General features: G+C 63.6%; 13 protein-coding genes and 1 tRNA gene. 6 read left to right on the top strand and 8 right to left on the bottom strand.

All coding sequences use genetic code 11. The features are described from left to right. Positions 1–164 precede the first annotated feature (164 nt). A complete protein-coding gene (locus tag IE266_RS22680) occupies positions 165–1,469 on the top strand; it encodes a mechanosensitive ion channel family protein (protein ID WP_189682419.1) in 1,305 nt (434 codons plus the stop codon). 142 nt (positions 1,470–1,611) lie between these two features. Here IE266_RS22680 and IE266_RS22675 read toward each other — a convergent pair whose 3' ends face one another. The 5 genes from IE266_RS22675 to IE266_RS22655 all read right to left on the bottom strand — a co-directional run bounded on the left by IE266_RS22675 (position 1,612) and on the right by IE266_RS22655 (position 9,031). Continuing rightward, complete coding sequence (locus IE266_RS22675) at positions 1,612–4,137, bottom strand: calcium-binding protein (RefSeq protein ID WP_189682418.1); 2,526 nt, start codon at positions 4,135–4,137, stop codon at positions 1,612–1,614. Positions 4,138–4,406: 269 nt separating this feature from the next. Then, on the bottom strand, positions 4,407–5,783 hold the full coding sequence (locus IE266_RS22670) for an HlyD family type I secretion periplasmic adaptor subunit (protein ID WP_189682417.1): 1,377 nt from the start codon (positions 5,781–5,783) through the stop codon (positions 4,407–4,409). After that, positions 5,780–7,534: a type I secretion system permease/ATPase gene (locus tag IE266_RS22665; protein ID WP_189682416.1), complete on the bottom strand. Its 1,755-nt coding sequence runs from the start codon at positions 7,532–7,534 to the stop codon at positions 5,780–5,782. Before IE266_RS22665 ends, IE266_RS22670 begins: the two co-directional genes overlap by 4 nt. Before the next feature lie 64 nt (positions 7,535–7,598). Beyond that, positions 7,599–8,120, bottom strand: a complete 522-nt coding sequence (locus IE266_RS22660) for a hypothetical protein (RefSeq protein WP_189682415.1) — start codon at positions 8,118–8,120, stop codon at positions 7,599–7,601. Then, on the bottom strand, positions 8,117–9,031 hold the full coding sequence (locus IE266_RS22655) for a helix-turn-helix transcriptional regulator (protein ID WP_189682414.1): 915 nt from the start codon (positions 9,029–9,031) through the stop codon (positions 8,117–8,119). The genes IE266_RS22660 and IE266_RS22655 overlap by 4 nt, the downstream gene beginning before the upstream one ends. 825 nt (positions 9,032–9,856) lie before the next feature. On the opposite strand from IE266_RS22655, the gene IE266_RS22650 reads away from it, so the two are divergent. Then, on the top strand, positions 9,857–10,573 hold the full coding sequence (locus IE266_RS22650; protein ID WP_189682413.1) for a helix-turn-helix transcriptional regulator: 717 nt from the start codon (positions 9,857–9,859) through the stop codon (positions 10,571–10,573). A 78-nt stretch (positions 10,574–10,651) separates the two neighbouring features. Here IE266_RS22650 and IE266_RS22645 read toward each other — a convergent pair. Continuing rightward, positions 10,652–10,738 (bottom strand) — tRNA-Leu (locus tag IE266_RS22645). Between the two features lie 150 nt (positions 10,739–10,888). Between IE266_RS22645 and IE266_RS22640 the strand changes: the two genes are divergently transcribed. Both IE266_RS22640 and lipB read left to right on the top strand, forming a co-directional pair. Beyond that, complete coding sequence (locus IE266_RS22640) at positions 10,889–11,536, top strand: DsbA family oxidoreductase (RefSeq protein WP_189682412.1); 648 nt, start codon at positions 10,889–10,891, stop codon at positions 11,534–11,536. Further along, positions 11,533–12,210 (top strand): lipoyl(octanoyl) transferase LipB, encoded by a 678-nt coding sequence (gene lipB / locus IE266_RS22635; protein WP_189682423.1) that lies wholly within the window; start codon positions 11,533–11,535, stop codon positions 12,208–12,210. Before IE266_RS22640 ends, lipB begins: the two co-directional genes overlap by 4 nt. Positions 12,211–12,435: 225 nt before the next feature. Here the strand turns inward: lipB and IE266_RS22630 are convergent, their stop codons facing one another. After that, complete coding sequence (locus IE266_RS22630; RefSeq protein WP_189682411.1) at positions 12,436–13,197, bottom strand: ABC transporter permease; 762 nt, start codon at positions 13,195–13,197, stop codon at positions 12,436–12,438. Continuing rightward, positions 13,194–14,123: an ABC transporter ATP-binding protein gene (locus IE266_RS22625; protein ID WP_189682410.1), complete on the bottom strand. Its 930-nt coding sequence runs from the start codon at positions 14,121–14,123 to the stop codon at positions 13,194–13,196. The genes IE266_RS22630 and IE266_RS22625 overlap by 4 nt, the downstream gene beginning before the upstream one ends. A gap of 284 nt (positions 14,124–14,407) precedes the next feature. Between IE266_RS22625 and IE266_RS22620 the strand changes: the two genes are divergently transcribed. Further along, positions 14,408–15,487, top strand: coding sequence for a ParA family protein (locus tag IE266_RS22620; RefSeq protein ID WP_189682409.1), 1,080 nt, complete (start codon positions 14,408–14,410; stop codon positions 15,485–15,487). Then, positions 15,484–16,071, top strand: a complete 588-nt coding sequence (locus tag IE266_RS22615; protein WP_268249778.1) for a HEPN domain-containing protein — start codon at positions 15,484–15,486, stop codon at positions 16,069–16,071. The genes IE266_RS22620 and IE266_RS22615 overlap by 4 nt, the downstream gene beginning before the upstream one ends. Positions 16,072–16,345: the final 274 nt, after the last annotated feature.

Genomic DNA, 16,345 nt, shown 5'->3' with positions numbered 1-16,345 from the left:
ATGATCCGCGACGGCACCGACTTCGCCGCAACGGCGTGAGAAAATACAGTTGCCGGAGATATTTATGAAGAAGAGAAGCCGGGGGCGCGCGGCGCGGCTTGACGCTTGCCGCAGTGCGCCGGGCGGGTCATCATCGCCGGACGGTCTTGTCACGGGAAATCTCGATGCGCCTGATGTTCGCCCTGCTCCTCGCGCTGCTGCCGCTGGCGGGCCTCGCCCAGCAGGCGGCCCAGCCCGAGGGCACCATCACCGTCGAGGACAGTGCCCAGCAGGACGCCGCCATCGCCGTGCGCATCCGTGACATCCTGGGCGAACTCGACGGCTACGGCGATGTCACGGTCACCGTCTCCTCGGGCATCGTCACCCTGCGCGGCACCACGCTGGACGCGGCCGCGGCGGCGCGGCTGAACGAGATCACCCGGCGGGTGCAGGGCGTGGTGGCGATCCGCAACGAGGTGCACGAGACCACCGACGTGGTCGAGCGGCTGAACCCGGCGGTGCAGCGCTTTCGCAACCGGCTGGTGCAATTCGTAACGATCCTGCCGCTGCTCTCCATCGCCATCGTGGTCTTTGCCCTGATCACCGCGACCGGCTTCCTGCTGGCCGGGCTGAAGCGGCCCTGGGACCGGATCGCGCCGAACCTCTTCATCGCCGATATCTACCGCCAGGCGGTGCGGCTGGTCTTTGCCATCGCCGGCGTGGTGGTGGCGCTCGACCTGCTGGGGGCGACGGCGCTCTTGTCGACCATCCTCGGCGCGGCGGGGATCGTCGGCCTCGCCATCGGCTTTGCCGTCCGCGACACGGTTGAGAACTTCATCGCCTCGGTGCTGCTCTCGGTACGCCAGCCGTTCCGGCCCAACGACACGGTCGAGATCGACGGCGACCAGGGCAAGGTCATCCGCCTGACCTCGCGCGCGACGATCCTGCTGAGCTATGACGGCAACCACATCCGCATCCCCAATGCCACCGTCTTCAAGTCGCGCATCGTCAACTTCACCCGCAACGACGAGCGCCGCTTCCTCGTCGATTTCGGCATCGGCTATGACGCCGATCTCGCGCGGGCGCAGGCCATCGTGCTCGAGACGGTGGCCGCCCTGCCCTTCACCCTCGCCAATCCCGCGCCCTCGGTCTGGATCGAGACGCTCGACACGCATACCGTCACGGTGCGGGTGGCCGGCTGGATCGCCCAGCACGAGACCAGCTTCCAGCTGGCCCGCAGCGAGGCGGCGCGGCTCTGCCTGCTGGCGCTGAAGGCCGGCGGCGTGCCGATGCCGGAACCGACCTACCGCATCGTCTCGGAAGGCGCGCGCGGGCCGGGCGGCACGCCGGGGAAGGCCGGTCCGCCCCCCGAGATGGAGGCGCAGGAGGTCAGCGCCACCGCCGAGAAGGAGCTGTCGCGGATCGTCGAGGCCGAGCGCAGGGATCAGAAGGACGGCGACCTGCTGAGCCGCGCCGCCCCCGAGGAATAGCGCGGGCCCAAAACAGGTGCGCCCCGACCCCTTTCCCCGTGCAGGAACCCAGTTGGGGGGATCTGCAGGGAAAGCGGGATCGGGGCGCCGGATTGCCAGATGGCTCGGGCCATTGGCAACCCGTTCGGTTACGTGAGGCGGATCAGTTCACGCCGGTCACGTGGCAATACCAGTCTTCGACCTCCGGGAGTTCCGGGCAGTAGATGTCGTTGGCCTGGTCCCAGGAGGCGATGGCGGTATAGCCGCCCGAGTCCAGCCCGTTTGCCGTCCCGTTGATGCCGACACCGCCGCTGAGGTTCGAGTCCTGGCCCAGCGACGAGAAGGTCGTTGCCGGGATGTCGAAGGCCGTCACATCCTGCCAGTTGACGTCCTGCAGGATGATGGTGTGGCCACCGATCTGGATGGTGGTATCCGCCGCCGAGGTGCCGACGCCGGCATTGCCTTCCGTCACCACCGCCTGGTCGTCGAGCAGCTCGAAGATCTTGGTGCGGATCTGCGCAACCGTCGATCCCAGGGTGCCTTCGGCCGATTCATCGACGGTCACGCGGAAACCGATGACATCCTGGTCTTCGTTGAAGTCGAAGTCGCGGATGATGTCGGTGCCGTCGTTGGAGCTGAACGAATACTCCTCGCCGTCATACGACAGGGTCAGGTCCGAGAAGAAGACGTCCTTGCCGTCGCCGCCGGTCAGGTCGTCGTCCCCTTCGCCGCCGAGGATGTAGTCGTCATCATCGCCGCCGTTCAGGGTGTCGTTGCCGACGCCGCCGCCAAGGAAATCGTCGCCGTCGCCGCCGGAGATATTGTCGTTGCCTTCTTCGCCGAACAGCGTGTCGTTGCCGGTGCCGCCCGAGATGGAGTCGTTGCCGACACCGCCGAAGATCACGTCATTCCCGGAGTCGCCGGAAATCGAGTCTCCGCCTTCCTGGCCGAACATGATGTCGTTGCCCGAGCCGCCCCACATCTGGTCGGCCTCGTCTTCCTTGGCTTCGCGCGAAACGTCCGGGCCGTTTTCGCAGTCATAGGGCGCAGAGAGTTCCGGCCGCGGCGAATAGTCCTCGCAGATGCCGTCCTGGTTGAGATCGAGGTCGGACAGGCCATGGCCGCCGAACATGATGTCATTGCCATCATCGCCCCACATCTGGTCGTCGTGGGCGTTGCCCTGCATGATGTCGTTGCCGCTGTCACCGTAGAGGACGTCGTTGTCGTTGTTCCCTTCGATCCAGTCGTCGCCCGAACCGCCCCAGATGCGGTCCCAGCCGTCGTCGCCCTTCAGCATGTCGTCGCCGTCGTCGCCGTAGATCCGGTCGGCGCCAGTGCCGCCATAGGCGCTGTCGTTGCCGCTGCCGCCACGGATGAGGTCGTTGCCCTGGTCACCGGCGAGCGTGTCGTTGCCGGCATTGCCGCAGACCTTGTCGTCGCCCTCGCCGCCCGACACGAAGTCGTGGCCGCGCTGACCATAGAGGCGGTCGTTGCCACCTTCGCCGAAGATCCAGTCGTTGCCGCTGCCGCCGGTGAGGATGTCGTTGCCGATATCTTCGCTGTCGCCTTCCGGCGCTTCGGCGACGGGAACCGGGCCGTCATGCTTGGCCGGCTGGCCGCCGAACGAGATATTGTGGCAGGTCCAGTCTTCCTCGCAGTCGTATTTGTCGAGACCGGCAATATTGCCGTTGTCGCCGAAGATGATGTCGTGCCCGGCCGAACCGTCGACGATGTCGGACCCGCCGCCACCGCGCATCAGATCCCTGCCGGCGTCGCCGTTCATCGTGTCCTTGCCTTCGCCGCCGCTCATCTGGTCATGGCCGCGGCCGCCGAACATCAGGTCGCGCCCGTTGCCGCCGAACATGGAGTCGTTGCCACCCTGGCCGTCCATCTCGTCGTTGCCGTCGCCGCCATACATGCAGTCGTCGCCATGCTTGGTGGTATCGGTGCCATAGTTCAGGTTCGGACCAAGGCCGATGCGCACGTCGCCGAACATCTCGTCGTCGCCGGTGCCGCCCAGCATCAGGTCGTCGCCCAGGCCGCCGGCCATGCGGTCGGCCTCGCTCTGACCGGCCATCCGGTCGTTGCCCGAACCGCCCTGCATCAGGTCTTCGCCGGTGCCGCCCCACATGACGTCATCGCCGCCTTCGCCGTCCATGCAGTCGTCGCCGGCGCCGCCGTCCATCCAGTCGTTGCCATCGCCGGACTTGTCGATGTCGACCGTGGCGTCGTCGCCCGACATCACGTCCGCACCGTCGCCGCCCCACATGGCGTCCGAGCCAAAGCCGCCGATCATGTCGTCGTCGCCGTATTCGCCCCACAGGCAGTCATTGCCGCCTTCGCCGTTCAGGTAGTCATCGTCGGACACCGGGTAGCCGAGATAGTTGAAATCCCCGTCATAGCCCCAGATGAAGTCGTCGTCCTCACCGCCGAGGATGTAGTCGTCGCCATCCAGGCCCCAGAGGCTGTCGGCGCCTTGCTCGCCGTCCATGTAGTTGAAATTCGCGTTGCCGAAGATGCTGTCGTTGCCCTTGCCGGCCTCGACGTGATCGGCGTCAAAATCGGACGTCAGCGTGCCGACGTTGTCATCGTCACCCAGTTGGAGAACTGGCGGTTCAATATAGGGGGGGTCCTGGTTAGGATCGCATTCGCCCCAATTGTCGTAGGCCACATCGTTTCTATCAGACATTGTATTCTCTCCACTGAAAAACAACTCTCAGGTCGAATTCCCACTCCCCGAGACATTGAAAGCCGGCCCTGGCCGGCCAGGATCACGAGCAGGGAACGTGCTCATGATGAGAGTTGACGCTGATTTCGGCCAATCCTCTGCCCCCATTCAGGGATAAAGTGACGCCACCCATCCCCTTGTTTTGACTTGCACAACGATGCGCGGCCATTTGCAGGGAATTCCCCCGCAAATGACCACGGCCTGGTCTGGCATGAAGGTATCGGAAAGCCTCAGTCGCTTTCCCGCATGGCCGTCTCGATCCCGTGGATGATCGGGCCCATCAGGTAATTCACCACCGTCTGCTCGCCGGTGGCGATCATCACCTGCGCCGGCATCCCCGGCGCGATCTCGACCCCCGGCAGATTGTCCAGCGCATGGTCCGAGACGCGGACATGCACCTTGAAGAACGTGCCCCCGGTGCGGTTGTCGGTGAAGCTGTCGGCCGAGACATAGCTCACCTCGCCCTCGACCGGGGGCGTGGTGCGGAAGTTGTAGGCGGTCAGCCGCACCCGAGCCTTGTCGCCCTCCTGCACCTGGTCCACATCCTCGGGGCGGATCTGCCCCTCCACCACGTAGGAGGCGCCCTCCGGCACGATCTTGAGAATGTCCTCGCCGGGGCGGATCACCTCGCCCGGCGCGGTAAAGCCGAGGTCGATCACCCGGCCCGCCGCCGGCGCGCGCACCAGCAGGCGGCGGCGGACGTCCTCGTTGGCGATGATGCGCTGGCGGATGTCGAACAGCAGCGACTTCACCTGCTGGCGCTGCTCCGAGAGCGCGCGGGCGCGGTCGCGCTTCACCTGCAGCATCCGCTCGCGGGTTTCCGACATGCGCTCTTCCAGCCCGTCCATCTGGGCGGAGAGCACGTTGACGTCACCGATCAGCGCCACCTCGGCGTCGCGCCGCGACAGCAGCCGGTCCTTGGTGATGAGGTTCTTCGCAAACAGGCTCTCCAGCCCGTTCAACTCGTCCTGGACGATGGCCAGCCGCTGGTTCAGCGCGTCGAGCCGCGAATTCATCCCCGCCAGCTGGTTCTCCTGGTCCGAGTAACGGTCGCTCAGGATCGAGAACTGCCCCTGCCACATGGCGTTGTTGGACTGGAACAGCTCGGTCTGAGTCTGCACGATCTCGGCGAAGGAGGGATCGCTGGCGACGAAGCGGCGCAACTCGTCCGACATGGTGATCTCCGGATCGTCGCGGAACTCGGCCGCCAGGCGCTGATCCTGCGCCAGCGCGGCGACCAGCTGGTTCGCCAGGATACGGTCCTGCGCCCCCGGCATCGTATCCGCCAGCTCCAGCAGCACCTGCCCCGCGGCGACCCGCTCCCCCTCGCGGACGTTGACCTTGCGCACCAGCCCGCCTTCCAGGTGCTGGATCACCGGCAGGCTGCCCTCGACCTTGAAGGCCCCCGGCGCGATCACCGCGCTGGCGATCGGCGTCCAGGCCGCCCAGAACACCAGCCCGCCCCAGAACAGCAAGGTGGCAAGGATCAGCCCCAGCACCAGCGGCATAATCCGGGTCGGCGGGGCCAGCGCGATGGCGCCCGACTGCGGCAGCGTATTCGGCAGCGAGAGTTCGGTGCCCTTGCGGATGTCCAGCGCCGTGCTCATTGCGAAGCCTCCTTCACGCCCATGCGGTCACCGACCGGCTGCCCCGGATCCAGCGGCGGCATCTTGGCCGCGTCGGTCGAGACGCGGCCGGTCATCGGCAGCACGTTGTCCTTCTCGAACACCGCCTTGGCCTTGCCGAAGCGCACCATGCGGCCGCGCTCCAGCACCGCGATATGGTTGACCGCCTTCAGCACGTTCATCCGGTGCGACACCACGACCACCACCGCGCCGATGCCCGTCACCTCGGCAATGGCATCCGCCAGCGCCTCCTCGCCGTCGGGGTCGAGGTTGGCGTTCGGCTCGTCCAGCACGATCAGGCAGGGATCGCCATAGAAGGCGCGCGCCAGCCCGATGCGCTGGCGCTGCCCGGCCGAGAGGAAATCGCCGTTCGGACCGACCGGCGCATTATAGCCGCCGGGCAGCGAAAGGATCAGCTCGTGCACCCGCGCCCGCTTGGCCGCGCGGACGATGTCCGAGGGCTTCGCCTCGGCATCCATCAGCGCGATGTTCTCGGCGATGGTGCCGTCGAACAGCTCGACCCGCTGCGGCAGGAAGCCGATGTGGCGGCCGATCTGTTCCTCGGGCCAGTCCTGCAGGGCGGCATCGTCGATGCGGATGTGCCCCCGCGTCAGCGGCTGCAGCCCGACCAGCGCCCGCACGAAGCTGGTCTTGCCGGCGCCCGAAGGCCCGAACAGCCCCAGCGAGTCGCCGGGGCGCAGATCGAAGCTGATGTCGAAGAACAGCGGATCCTGCCGCGCCGGCGAAACCACCGTGGCCTCCTGCACCGAAAGCCGGCCGGTGGGGGCCGGCAGGTCCATCTTGGCCTGCTGCACCCGGTTGCCCGCCAGCACATCGTTCAGCCGCTGCACCGCGACACGCACCGCCAGAAGTCCGCGCCAACCGGCAATTGACTGTTCGACCGGCGCGGCAGCGCGGCCCAGCAGGATCGAGGCGGCGATCATCATCCCCGGCGCCAGTTCGCCCTGCAGCACCAGCCAGACGCCGGTGGCCATCACCGCGATCTGCAGCGCCATGCGCACCATCTTGGCGAAGGACGACATGCGCGACATGCGGTCATGCGCGCGGGTGCCGGTGGCGATTGCGGCAAAGGACTGCCGCTGCCAGCGCGACACCAGCACCGAGGTCCGGCCCATGGCGCGCACGATCTCGGAATTGCGCAGCACCTCGTCGGCGGTCATGTTCGACCGGCGCACCGATTCCGACGCCGCCTTTGCCGGCACCCGCCCGGTAAGCTCGCTCAGCACACCCAGCAGGAACAGGATCGCCAGGCCGACGGTCGCGACCACGCCGAGCAGCGGGTGGAACATGTAGATCACCGCCAGGAACAGGATCGACCAGGGCGCATCCAGCAGCGCGGTGAAGGCCGGCGCCATGACGAAGGCGCGCACCTCATGCAGGTCGCGCACCGACTGGGTGTCATGCCCGCCGCCGCCATTGCCCTGCACCACCGCTCCCAGCACCACCGGGCCGATATCGGCCTCGATCCGGTTGCCGAGACGGGTGAGCAACTGCGCCCGCAGCGCGTCGAAGATCATGAAGAAGACCAGCGCGATGCCGGCGGCGACGGTCAGCGCGATCAGCGTCGACAGGCTGCCCGAGGACATCACCCGCGTGAACAGCTGCAACATGTAGATCGGCGCGGTAAGCACCAGAACGTTCAGGCAGAGGCTGGCGAAGAAGATCGCCGTGATGAGGCCGCGCTGCCCATGGAAGACCCGGCGTGGTGTCATGATGTTTCCTCCCGGAAAGGGCGGGCCGGGGCCGGTGGCCCCAGGGCCGCGCCAGGGAATGGTGTCAGCGTCCGGTGACGGCGACGAGGTAGGGCGAAAGCGCCGCCTCGGCCTCGGCCGCGTATCGGGCGAGCGGCGCGTGGAACACCGCCCCGCCCACGAGTCCGACCAGCAGCGCCATCGGCAGCCAGAGCGCACTGCGCCGTCGGTGCTGCGGCGCCTGCGCCCGCACCGCCTCGGCCACAGCCGTCGACAGGTAGGGCGCGAGTTCGATCCGCAACGCCCCCTCCAGCCCGTCGAGCGAGGTCGAGAGCGTGTCGAGCCGCGCCTCGATCTTGTCCATGCGCGCGCTCGCCGCCGCCTGCGGCGCGGCGATCTGCGTGGCGATCTCCTGCGGCAGCCGGGCGAACTTCTCGCCGATCCGCTTGTGCAGCTCGACGATGTCGCCCTGGCGGGCAAAGCCGGCCAGGCCCTGGTTGGAGGGCTGCGCGGCGGCAGGTTTCTCTTCCGCTTCGGGAACGGCCTCGACAGATGTCTCGGCGGTCAGGTTGATCCGCGGCTGACGCGGTTGCGATGCCGTGCTCATAGCGACCGCTCCATCGAGGTTTGCCAGGTCAGCATCTGCGCCATCTCCGAACGGCAACTGACGTTCATCTTGGACAGCACCCGCTTGGCATAGGTGTTGAAGGTCTCGACCTTGAGCCCGGCCACCTCGGCCGCGCTACGGTTCGACAGACCCGACCGGATCAGCGCCGCCACCCGTGCCTCGACCGGGGTCAGCCCCAGCTCCAGCGCGATCTTCTCGATGTGCTTCTGTTCCGGCGGCATCGGCAGCATCGCCAGGAACAGCTTCTGCCCCGTCGCCGGATCGGGATAGACCGACAGCGACATCGGCACATGCGCCTTCCGCTGCGCCCCGCGCAGGATCAGGATGAACTCCGAGCGGTTGCTCTCGTCGCGCAGGCTCTCCTGCACGGCTGCGCGCAGCGCGCGGGTCTCGCGGTCATTGGAACAGGCCAGCGCGCCATTGCGCACCGCCAGCAACTGCCCCTCGCGGATCATCTGCCCCCCGGCATCGTTGCACTGGAGCAGGTGCAGCCCCGCGTCCAGCACCAGGATGGCCGCGTTGACCTTCTGGTCGATCATCCAGAGCAGAGCATCCTGCGAGACATCCTTGGCCGCGCTCTGCTGCACGCAGAGCTGCCGCAGGCCGGGCCACGCCGACCGCAGGAACCTGTCGAATCCCTCCGGCGCATGACGCGTGCGCACCGCGATGTGATCCTCGACACCCGAGGCAAAGACACAACGGAAGCAGGTCCACTGACCAGGCCTTCCGCCCCCTTCGAGGCCGGAAAGTCGCCGAGCCTCTTCGATGCCGGCAACATGCTGATCGACGCGCTGAAGCACAGCCCCGGCGTCGCGCAGCATCACCGACGCCGGCGCGGCCGGCTGCGATGTCGTGATCGTGACGGTTGGTCCGAAAACGTCCAGGTCCATGACAAGACTGTCGACCGCATGGGCGCAGACCGACCCGAAGATGTCCTGAATCGTTTTGCAAACAGAAATTGCCGCAACTGCCGCGGCCGGCTTTGTCAAACCCATGGTATCCCCCAGTTCACCACGTGACGATAATGACTAATGTGCAAATTTTAATTTGTTAATCTTTAGCGTTTCCCACCTTATTACGTTTCACCACCCGATTAATGTTAGTTTATCGGGAAAGGTCCTGAAAGGGATTGAAAGGGTTAATTCCGTTGGTATCGCGAGTTTCCTTAGCAAGATCATTGCCTTGTACGCTGAGTGCCAGCCAGGTACACTCTTCCGCAGACTCAGGGGGACCAAGCGGAAGGAGCAGGTACCTACTACTTAAGAGTTACTACCTGCGCTTTAGAATGTCGCTTCGGGCACTTCGCCGTGCCTGATGGTCGGCAAGCGCACCCCCAGAGCCGTTCACGATCCCGTGATCTGGCGTGAACACTCAGTTTAAATGATTAATTTCAGAGACTTAAAAAATGGCCCGGCAAGGCTTACGCAAGGTCACACAATCTATGGGCGAATGAGCGCCTCACCCAGCGTACACCCCCACCTGTTTACCAATATCGTGCTAACGCAGAGCATTAGATAAGCGGAAAAAATTCTGTATTTTATCGCCCACTCACTCATAAGTTGTATTGACCGGCAACCCGTCCGGAACCCCAAAGTTTACGAATCACCGCTTGTGGGCTAGCTTTCTCGGCCTGGGGGAGGTATCCGCAAACGGCGAGCGATTTTCTGCAAGCTGTTTCGGAATTCCATCATTTTTTGTTTTAGGCGTGTCACGGCATGCGTATCGTTATTGCATCACAGAATAACCTGTTTGGCGAATTGCTCAGCCAGACCTGCTCCGCGAATGGAATTTCAATTCACGCCTTCGTGGGCAACCTCGGCGACATCACGCAGCTTCCGGCGGACGCGGTCGTGATGCTGCACGTACGGGCGGAAGCGCGCCTTGCCGATCTCGGCATTGCCAACTTCCTCAACCGCCATCCCGGCGCCCGCATCATTGCGATCGCCAATGCCAAGGCCCCGCCCGACGTGCTGGCCTTCCTGCGCGGGCATGTCGAGGCGGTCCTGTTCGATGACGTGTCCTCCAGGGTCCTCATCAGCCTCCTGACCATCGTGCGCGAAGGCTTCCAGGTCCTCGCCGGGGGTGGCGGGCTGCCGAACGGCCGCCCCGAGCCACCATCGCCCATCGACCTCGATGACCCCGAGCTGCCCGACGCGCACCCCGAGGACCCGCCCGACCTCGACCAAGACCAGCCGTTGCATCTCTCGGGCCGCGAGCTGGAGATCGTCGAACTGCTGCTCAAGGGCGCCTCCAACAAGGAGATCGCCAAGCGGCTGAACATCGTCGAGAACACGGTGAAGGTGCACCTGCGTTCGTGCTACGCCAAGATCGGCGTCCGCAACCGCACCCAGGCCGCGCTCTGGGGCTCGCGCCACCTGGAAGACTTCAAGCGCCGCTTCCAGGAAGACAGGCGCCCCGCCCGCTATTCCTAAACAACGAAGCTTTGCCCCTTGAAAAGGGCGCTTCCGTCACGATCTGCTCTGGGAAGGGGCCTGGAGGTTTCAGGCCAATGGTGCGGTCGAGAAGACTCGAACTTCCACTCCGGTTAAGGAACAGCGACCTCAACGCTGCGCGTCTACCAATTCCGCCACGACCGCACATCTAGGCTTGGTAGCGGGGGCTATAACCGAGGGGAGAGGGCTTGTGAAGAGGCAAAGAGACAGGAATTTCTCGCGGCGAGGTGAGTCCACACTTCCGGCGCCCTATGTTACCAGAAGGACACCATCTCGCAGCCAAGGAGCCGCGCCATGACCGAACTCGTCGTTCAGGTCGATATCGTCTCGGATGTCGTCTGCCCCTGGTGCTACATCGGATTTCGCCAACTGGAACAGGCACTTGGCCTCACCGGCATCGGTGCGGTGGTGCGCTGGCACCCGTTCGAGCTCAACCCCGCCATGCCGCCCGAAGGCCAGAACCTGCGCGAGCACCTGGCCGAGAAATACGGCACGACCGCCGAACAGAGTCGCGCCGCGCGGGCGCGGCTGACCGGCCTGGGCGAGGAATTGGGAATCGACTTCCGATTCAGTGACGACAGCCGCATCGTGAACACCTTCGCGGCGCATCAGCTGCTCGGCTGGGCCCTGGGGTTGAACAAGCAGCACCCGCTCAAGCTGGCGCTGTTCCATGCCTATTTCACCGAGGGCCGCGATGTCTCGGACCCCGGCGTGCTGATCGAGGTGGCCGAGTCGGTCGGACTCGACCCTGCGGCCGCGCGGCAGGTGCTCGAAGGCGGCAGCCACGCGGCCGAGACCCGCGACAGCCTCGAACTCTGGATCCAGAACGGCATCACCGGCGTGCCGGCAATGGTCTTCGGCGGCAAATACCTGGTGACCGGGGCGCAGGGGGTCGAGAACTATGCCCGCGTCCTGCAACGCTGCGTCGCCGAGGCCGCCTGATGGAATGGATCACCACGCCGGGCCTCGTGCCCTACGAGGAGGCGCTGGCCGTGATGGAGGCGCGCGTCGCCGGCATCGCGGCGGGCACCGCCGATGAATGCATCTGGTTCCTCGAACACCCGCCCCTCTACACCGCCGGCACCAGCGCCCGCCCCGAGGACCTGACCGACCCCGACCGTTTCCCGGTCCACGAGGCGCGGCGCGGCGGGCAGTATACCTACCACGGCCCCGGCCAGCGCGTGGTCTACGTCATGCTTGACGTCGGCGCCCGCGGCCGTGACGTGCGCTGCTTCGTCGACGCGCTGGAACGCTGGGTGATCGCGGCCCTGGCCGAGTTCAACGTCACCGGCCACATCCGTCCGGGCCGCGTCGGCGTCTGGGTCGAACGGCCCGACCGGCCGCTGAACGCCGACGGCAGCCTCGCCGAGGACAAGATCGCCGCCATCGGCATCCGCCTGCGCCGCTGGGTCAGCTTCCACGGCATCTCGATCAACGTCGAACCGGACCTGTCGCATTTCGACGGTATCGTGCCCTGCGGCATCCGCGAGCACGGCGTGACGAGCCTCGTCGACCTCGGCCTGCCGGTTGCCATGGGCGACCTCGACACCGCCCTGCGCCAGACCTTCGACGGGGTCTTCGGCGCGGGCATGAAATGCGCGCTCCGCAGCGCGTGAGTGGCCCTTAAGGAGGGCGAGTGCCGGACCGGGGGCCGCACATGCCACATGCACCAACCCGCCCGGAATCAAGCCGAAGGCGCCGGGCGAGCGCCAGACCGGCCCCGCGGTCTGGCGCTTTGGGGACGAAGCACTGCCCCCACCAAGGCCGCGATGACCTGGCTGCCATCAAGCGCAGCGTTCAACCGAAATAGCGCCAGCCCCCGGTCCGGCGCCCGCCCTTCCCTACACGCGCAGCCGCCACCCGGTGCGGAAGATCCACCAGATCACCCCCATGCAGACCCCGGTGAACACCGCGATGGCGAAAAGGCTCATCCCCACCGGCACATCCGCCAGCCCGAAGAACGCCCAGCGGAACCCCGAGATCAGGTAGAGCACCGGGTTGAACAGCGCGATGGTCTGCCAGACCGGCGGCAGCATGTTGACCGAGTAGAACGAGCCCCCGAGGAACACCAGCGGCGTCACGATCAGCAGCGGCACCAGCTGCAACTGCTCGAAGTTCTTGGCCCAGATCCCGATGATGAACCCCATCAGCGAGAAGCTGAGGCAGGTCAGCAGCAGGAAGGCGATCATCGCCACCGGATGCGCCACCGAAATATCCACGAACAGCGTCGAAGTCGCCAGGATCACCAGCCCGATGAACAGCGCCTTGGTCGCCGCCGCCCCGACATAGCCGGTCACGATCTCGAGGAAGCTCACCGGCGCCGAGAGGATCTCGTAGGTGGTCCCGATGAACTTGGGGAAGTAGATCGCGAAGGACGCATTCGAGATCGACTGCGTGATCACGCTCAGCATCACCAGCCCCGGCACGATGAAGGCGCCATAGCTCACCCCCTCGACCTCCTGGATCCGGCTGCCGATGGCTGCCCCGAACACCACGAAATACAGCGAGGTCGAGATCACCGGCGACAGGAAGCTCTGCAGCAGCGTGCGGAAGAACCGCATCATCTCGTAACGATAGATAGCCCGGATGGCAGTGATGTTCATTCCGCTTTCTCCCGCACCAGGTCGACGAAGATCTCTTCCAGGCTCGACTGCCGCGTCTGCACATCCTTCAGCCGCAACCCCGAAGCGGCCAGGTCGTTCAGCAGCTGCGTCAGCCCGGTGCGCGGCCCGCGCGCGTCATAGGTATAGACCAGCGAATGCCCGTCCGCCCCCGGCTCCAGCCGGTGATGCGCCAGCGCCGGTGGCACGCCCTCGACCGCCTCGGCCAGCTGCAGCACGATGTGCTTGCGGCCCATCCGCTCCATCAGCGCCGCCTTCTCCTCGACCAGCAGGATCTCGCCCCGCGCGATCACGCCCACCCGGTCGGCAATGGCCTCGGCCTCCTCGATGTAATGGGTGGTGAGGATGATGGTCACCCCCTCCGCCCGCAACTCGGCCACGATGTCCCACATGTCCTTGCGCAGCTCGACATCGACCCCCGCGGTCGGCTCGTCCAGGAACAGCACCCGCGGTTCGTGGCTCAGCGCCTTGGCGATCAGCACCCGCCGCTTCATGCCGCCCGACAGCTCGTTGATCCGCGCGTCGCGCTTGTCCCAGAGCGAGAGCCGCCGCAGGATCCGCTCCAGCAGCGCGTCGTCCCTCTGTTTGCCGAACAACCCGCGCGACAGGCGCACCGTGTTCCAGACCTTCTCGAAGGGTTCGAGCGCCACCTCCTGCGGCACCAGCCCGATCAGCTTGCGCGCCGCGCGATAGTCGCGCTGGATGTCGAACCCGTCGACCGTGACACTGCCCGAACTCGCATTGACGATGCCGCAGACAATCGAGATCAGCGTCGTCTTGCCCGCCCCGTTCGGCCCGAGCAACGCGATGATCTCGCCGCGCTCGATCTCGAGGGTCACCCCCTTCAGCGCGACCTGCCCCGAGGCATAGGATTTCTTCAGATCATGGATGGAGAGAATGGCTGACATGAAATGGGCCCTTTCGACCATCCGGAGATAGCCCGCCCCGGCCCGCCGGCCAAGCCCCGCCCGCGCACAGGCGGGTGTGCGGGGGTGCGGGGAGAGGGGGAAGGGGGGGGCGTTGAGCGGGAAGCTGTGCCTTTGGCGCTAGGATAGACAATCGCCATTAACAAAGCACCAACTTGCCCCACGAAATCATTTGCAACGTCAACCGCCGACCTAGCCATTAACGCGTTGCCCACGGCCTCGATCCGTGCATACTTGCCCCGAAACTGATAGTTCGGAACCACATTATGCAAAAAAAGACTCAAGCACCAAGAATTGCCCTATTCAATCACAAAGGCGGAGTATCAAAAACAACATCCACCTTCAACATTGGGTGGAAGCTGGCAGAACTGGGAAAGAAAGTTCTTCTTGTGGATTGCGACCCACAGTGTAACCTTACAGGACTGATGCTGGAGTACTCTCAAGACGATGAATACCCGTATGAATCCAGCGACGTAAGACACCCAAGAAACATTCGAGACTCTGTTTCGCCCGCATTTGATGGCCGGCCTCGGCCGATTGAAGTATCTGAAATTCAATCCGTCCCAGGGAGACCGAACCTTTTCATTCTTCCAGGCCATGTCGGACTGTCAGAATACGAAAGCAGACTGGCGATTGCACACGAACTCGGCGGAGCTCTAGTCAACTTCCAAAACATCCCAGGAGCAATTGCTCACGCCATAAACATTACAGCAGAAAAAAATGGTATCGACGTTGTTCTCATCGATTTAAGCCCCAGCCTCGGAGCAATAAATCAGAACATCCTTATGAGCAGCGATGCATTCATCATACCAATGGCACCAGATTTTTTCTCAGCGATGGCACTTAGATCTTTGGCAAAAACGCTTCCAGTCTGGGGAGAGTGGTCAAAGCACGCCGGCGAGAACGCAACACTCAAATCAGCAGACTACCCTTGGACTGGAAAGCCTGTTAAATTCATTGGATCGATAGTACAAAACTACCGAAAGAGAATCCGCGACGGGGAAGATCGACCAACCCGCGCGTTTGAAAAATGGTTTAACAACCTTAAGTCAGTCCTGGAATCTGATCTTTTCGAAAGCTTCAACAAGGCAGGCTTCCTACTTGAACAAGACGCCTACCAAGGCATGAAATCTAACCCGAAAGAGTTTATGGTAGAAGTGCCAGACTTCAACAGCCTGATGGCGATATCCCAGGATCTTTCAAAACCTGTTTTCACCCTTACGAGAGACGATATAAACACATCTGGATCGGTGGCCAATAACCAAATCGCAAGCGTAGCTACATTTGACAGCATTTACTCAAGTGCAGCTCAAAAAGTCAACCTCGCCCTCCAACACCTCCAATGATATTTGGTTTCGCCAAGGATGGGTTTGAGAAGTGCATTGCGGACGCAAGGAGCTTGATAATATCAGCCTCAATCCTATCCATTAACGATCAAAATACCGCCATCCGCGGAAGTCTTATGCTTGTTGTTGGCGCTTTCGATTTCTTTATCCATGAAGTGATCCGCGTCGAGACAGCAAGGAGAGTTGCATCCGATCCCGAGAGCGTTAGCCTTCAGGTACCCCTGAGCGTTACCGCACGCGGCCAAGACCGATTAGGAACAGAAATCGATCTCCTGATACGAAAACAGAACTCTTTTCGTTCTTTTGTCGGATCAGCAAACCTTAAGGATTGCTTCTCTTCAATCTCGATAAATATTTGGCCTGAACTCGAGAAAACAAAAGGCTTAGACATTAAAGAAACGCGAAAAAGACTGGACACCATCTGGAGATGGAGAAACAGAATCGCCCATGAAGGAGATTTGGTGCCCAGCAACTCTAGCTTTACCTATTGGAGCATTTACTCCGAGGACGCAATTGAAGCAGCTGATTTTCTCGAGTCCCTAGCCAAAGCCATTACTGATGTTCTTGAAAACTTAGCATCATGACTTTCCCCAAAGATGACAGCTGCGGCAAAAATGCCATTTACATTAAGAGCAGCATCAGTCATCGATGTCCTACACTGCCCCTACACTATTGTGTGCTGGGCAGGGATTGCGCCTCGCACTCACGGTGCAGCGCAAGGCTGAGCCGAGCCATTTCACTATGGCATTGAGGAACTGCGCAGAATACTCTTATTCTCCCGCCTAATCTCCGCCAGTGGCTGCTTCCCACGCCACGCAGTACAGGGTTTGCCCCAAGCCTAGGCCTCGAAGGCATCTG

It is taken from the genome of Seohaeicola zhoushanensis, from assembly GCF_014656415.1.
In the GTDB taxonomy this organism is placed as follows: domain Bacteria; phylum Pseudomonadota; class Alphaproteobacteria; order Rhodobacterales; family Rhodobacteraceae; genus Seohaeicola_A; species Seohaeicola_A zhoushanensis.
Note: the sequence above shows the minus strand (reverse complement) of the source record. Positions and strands in the feature narration are given on the sequence as shown.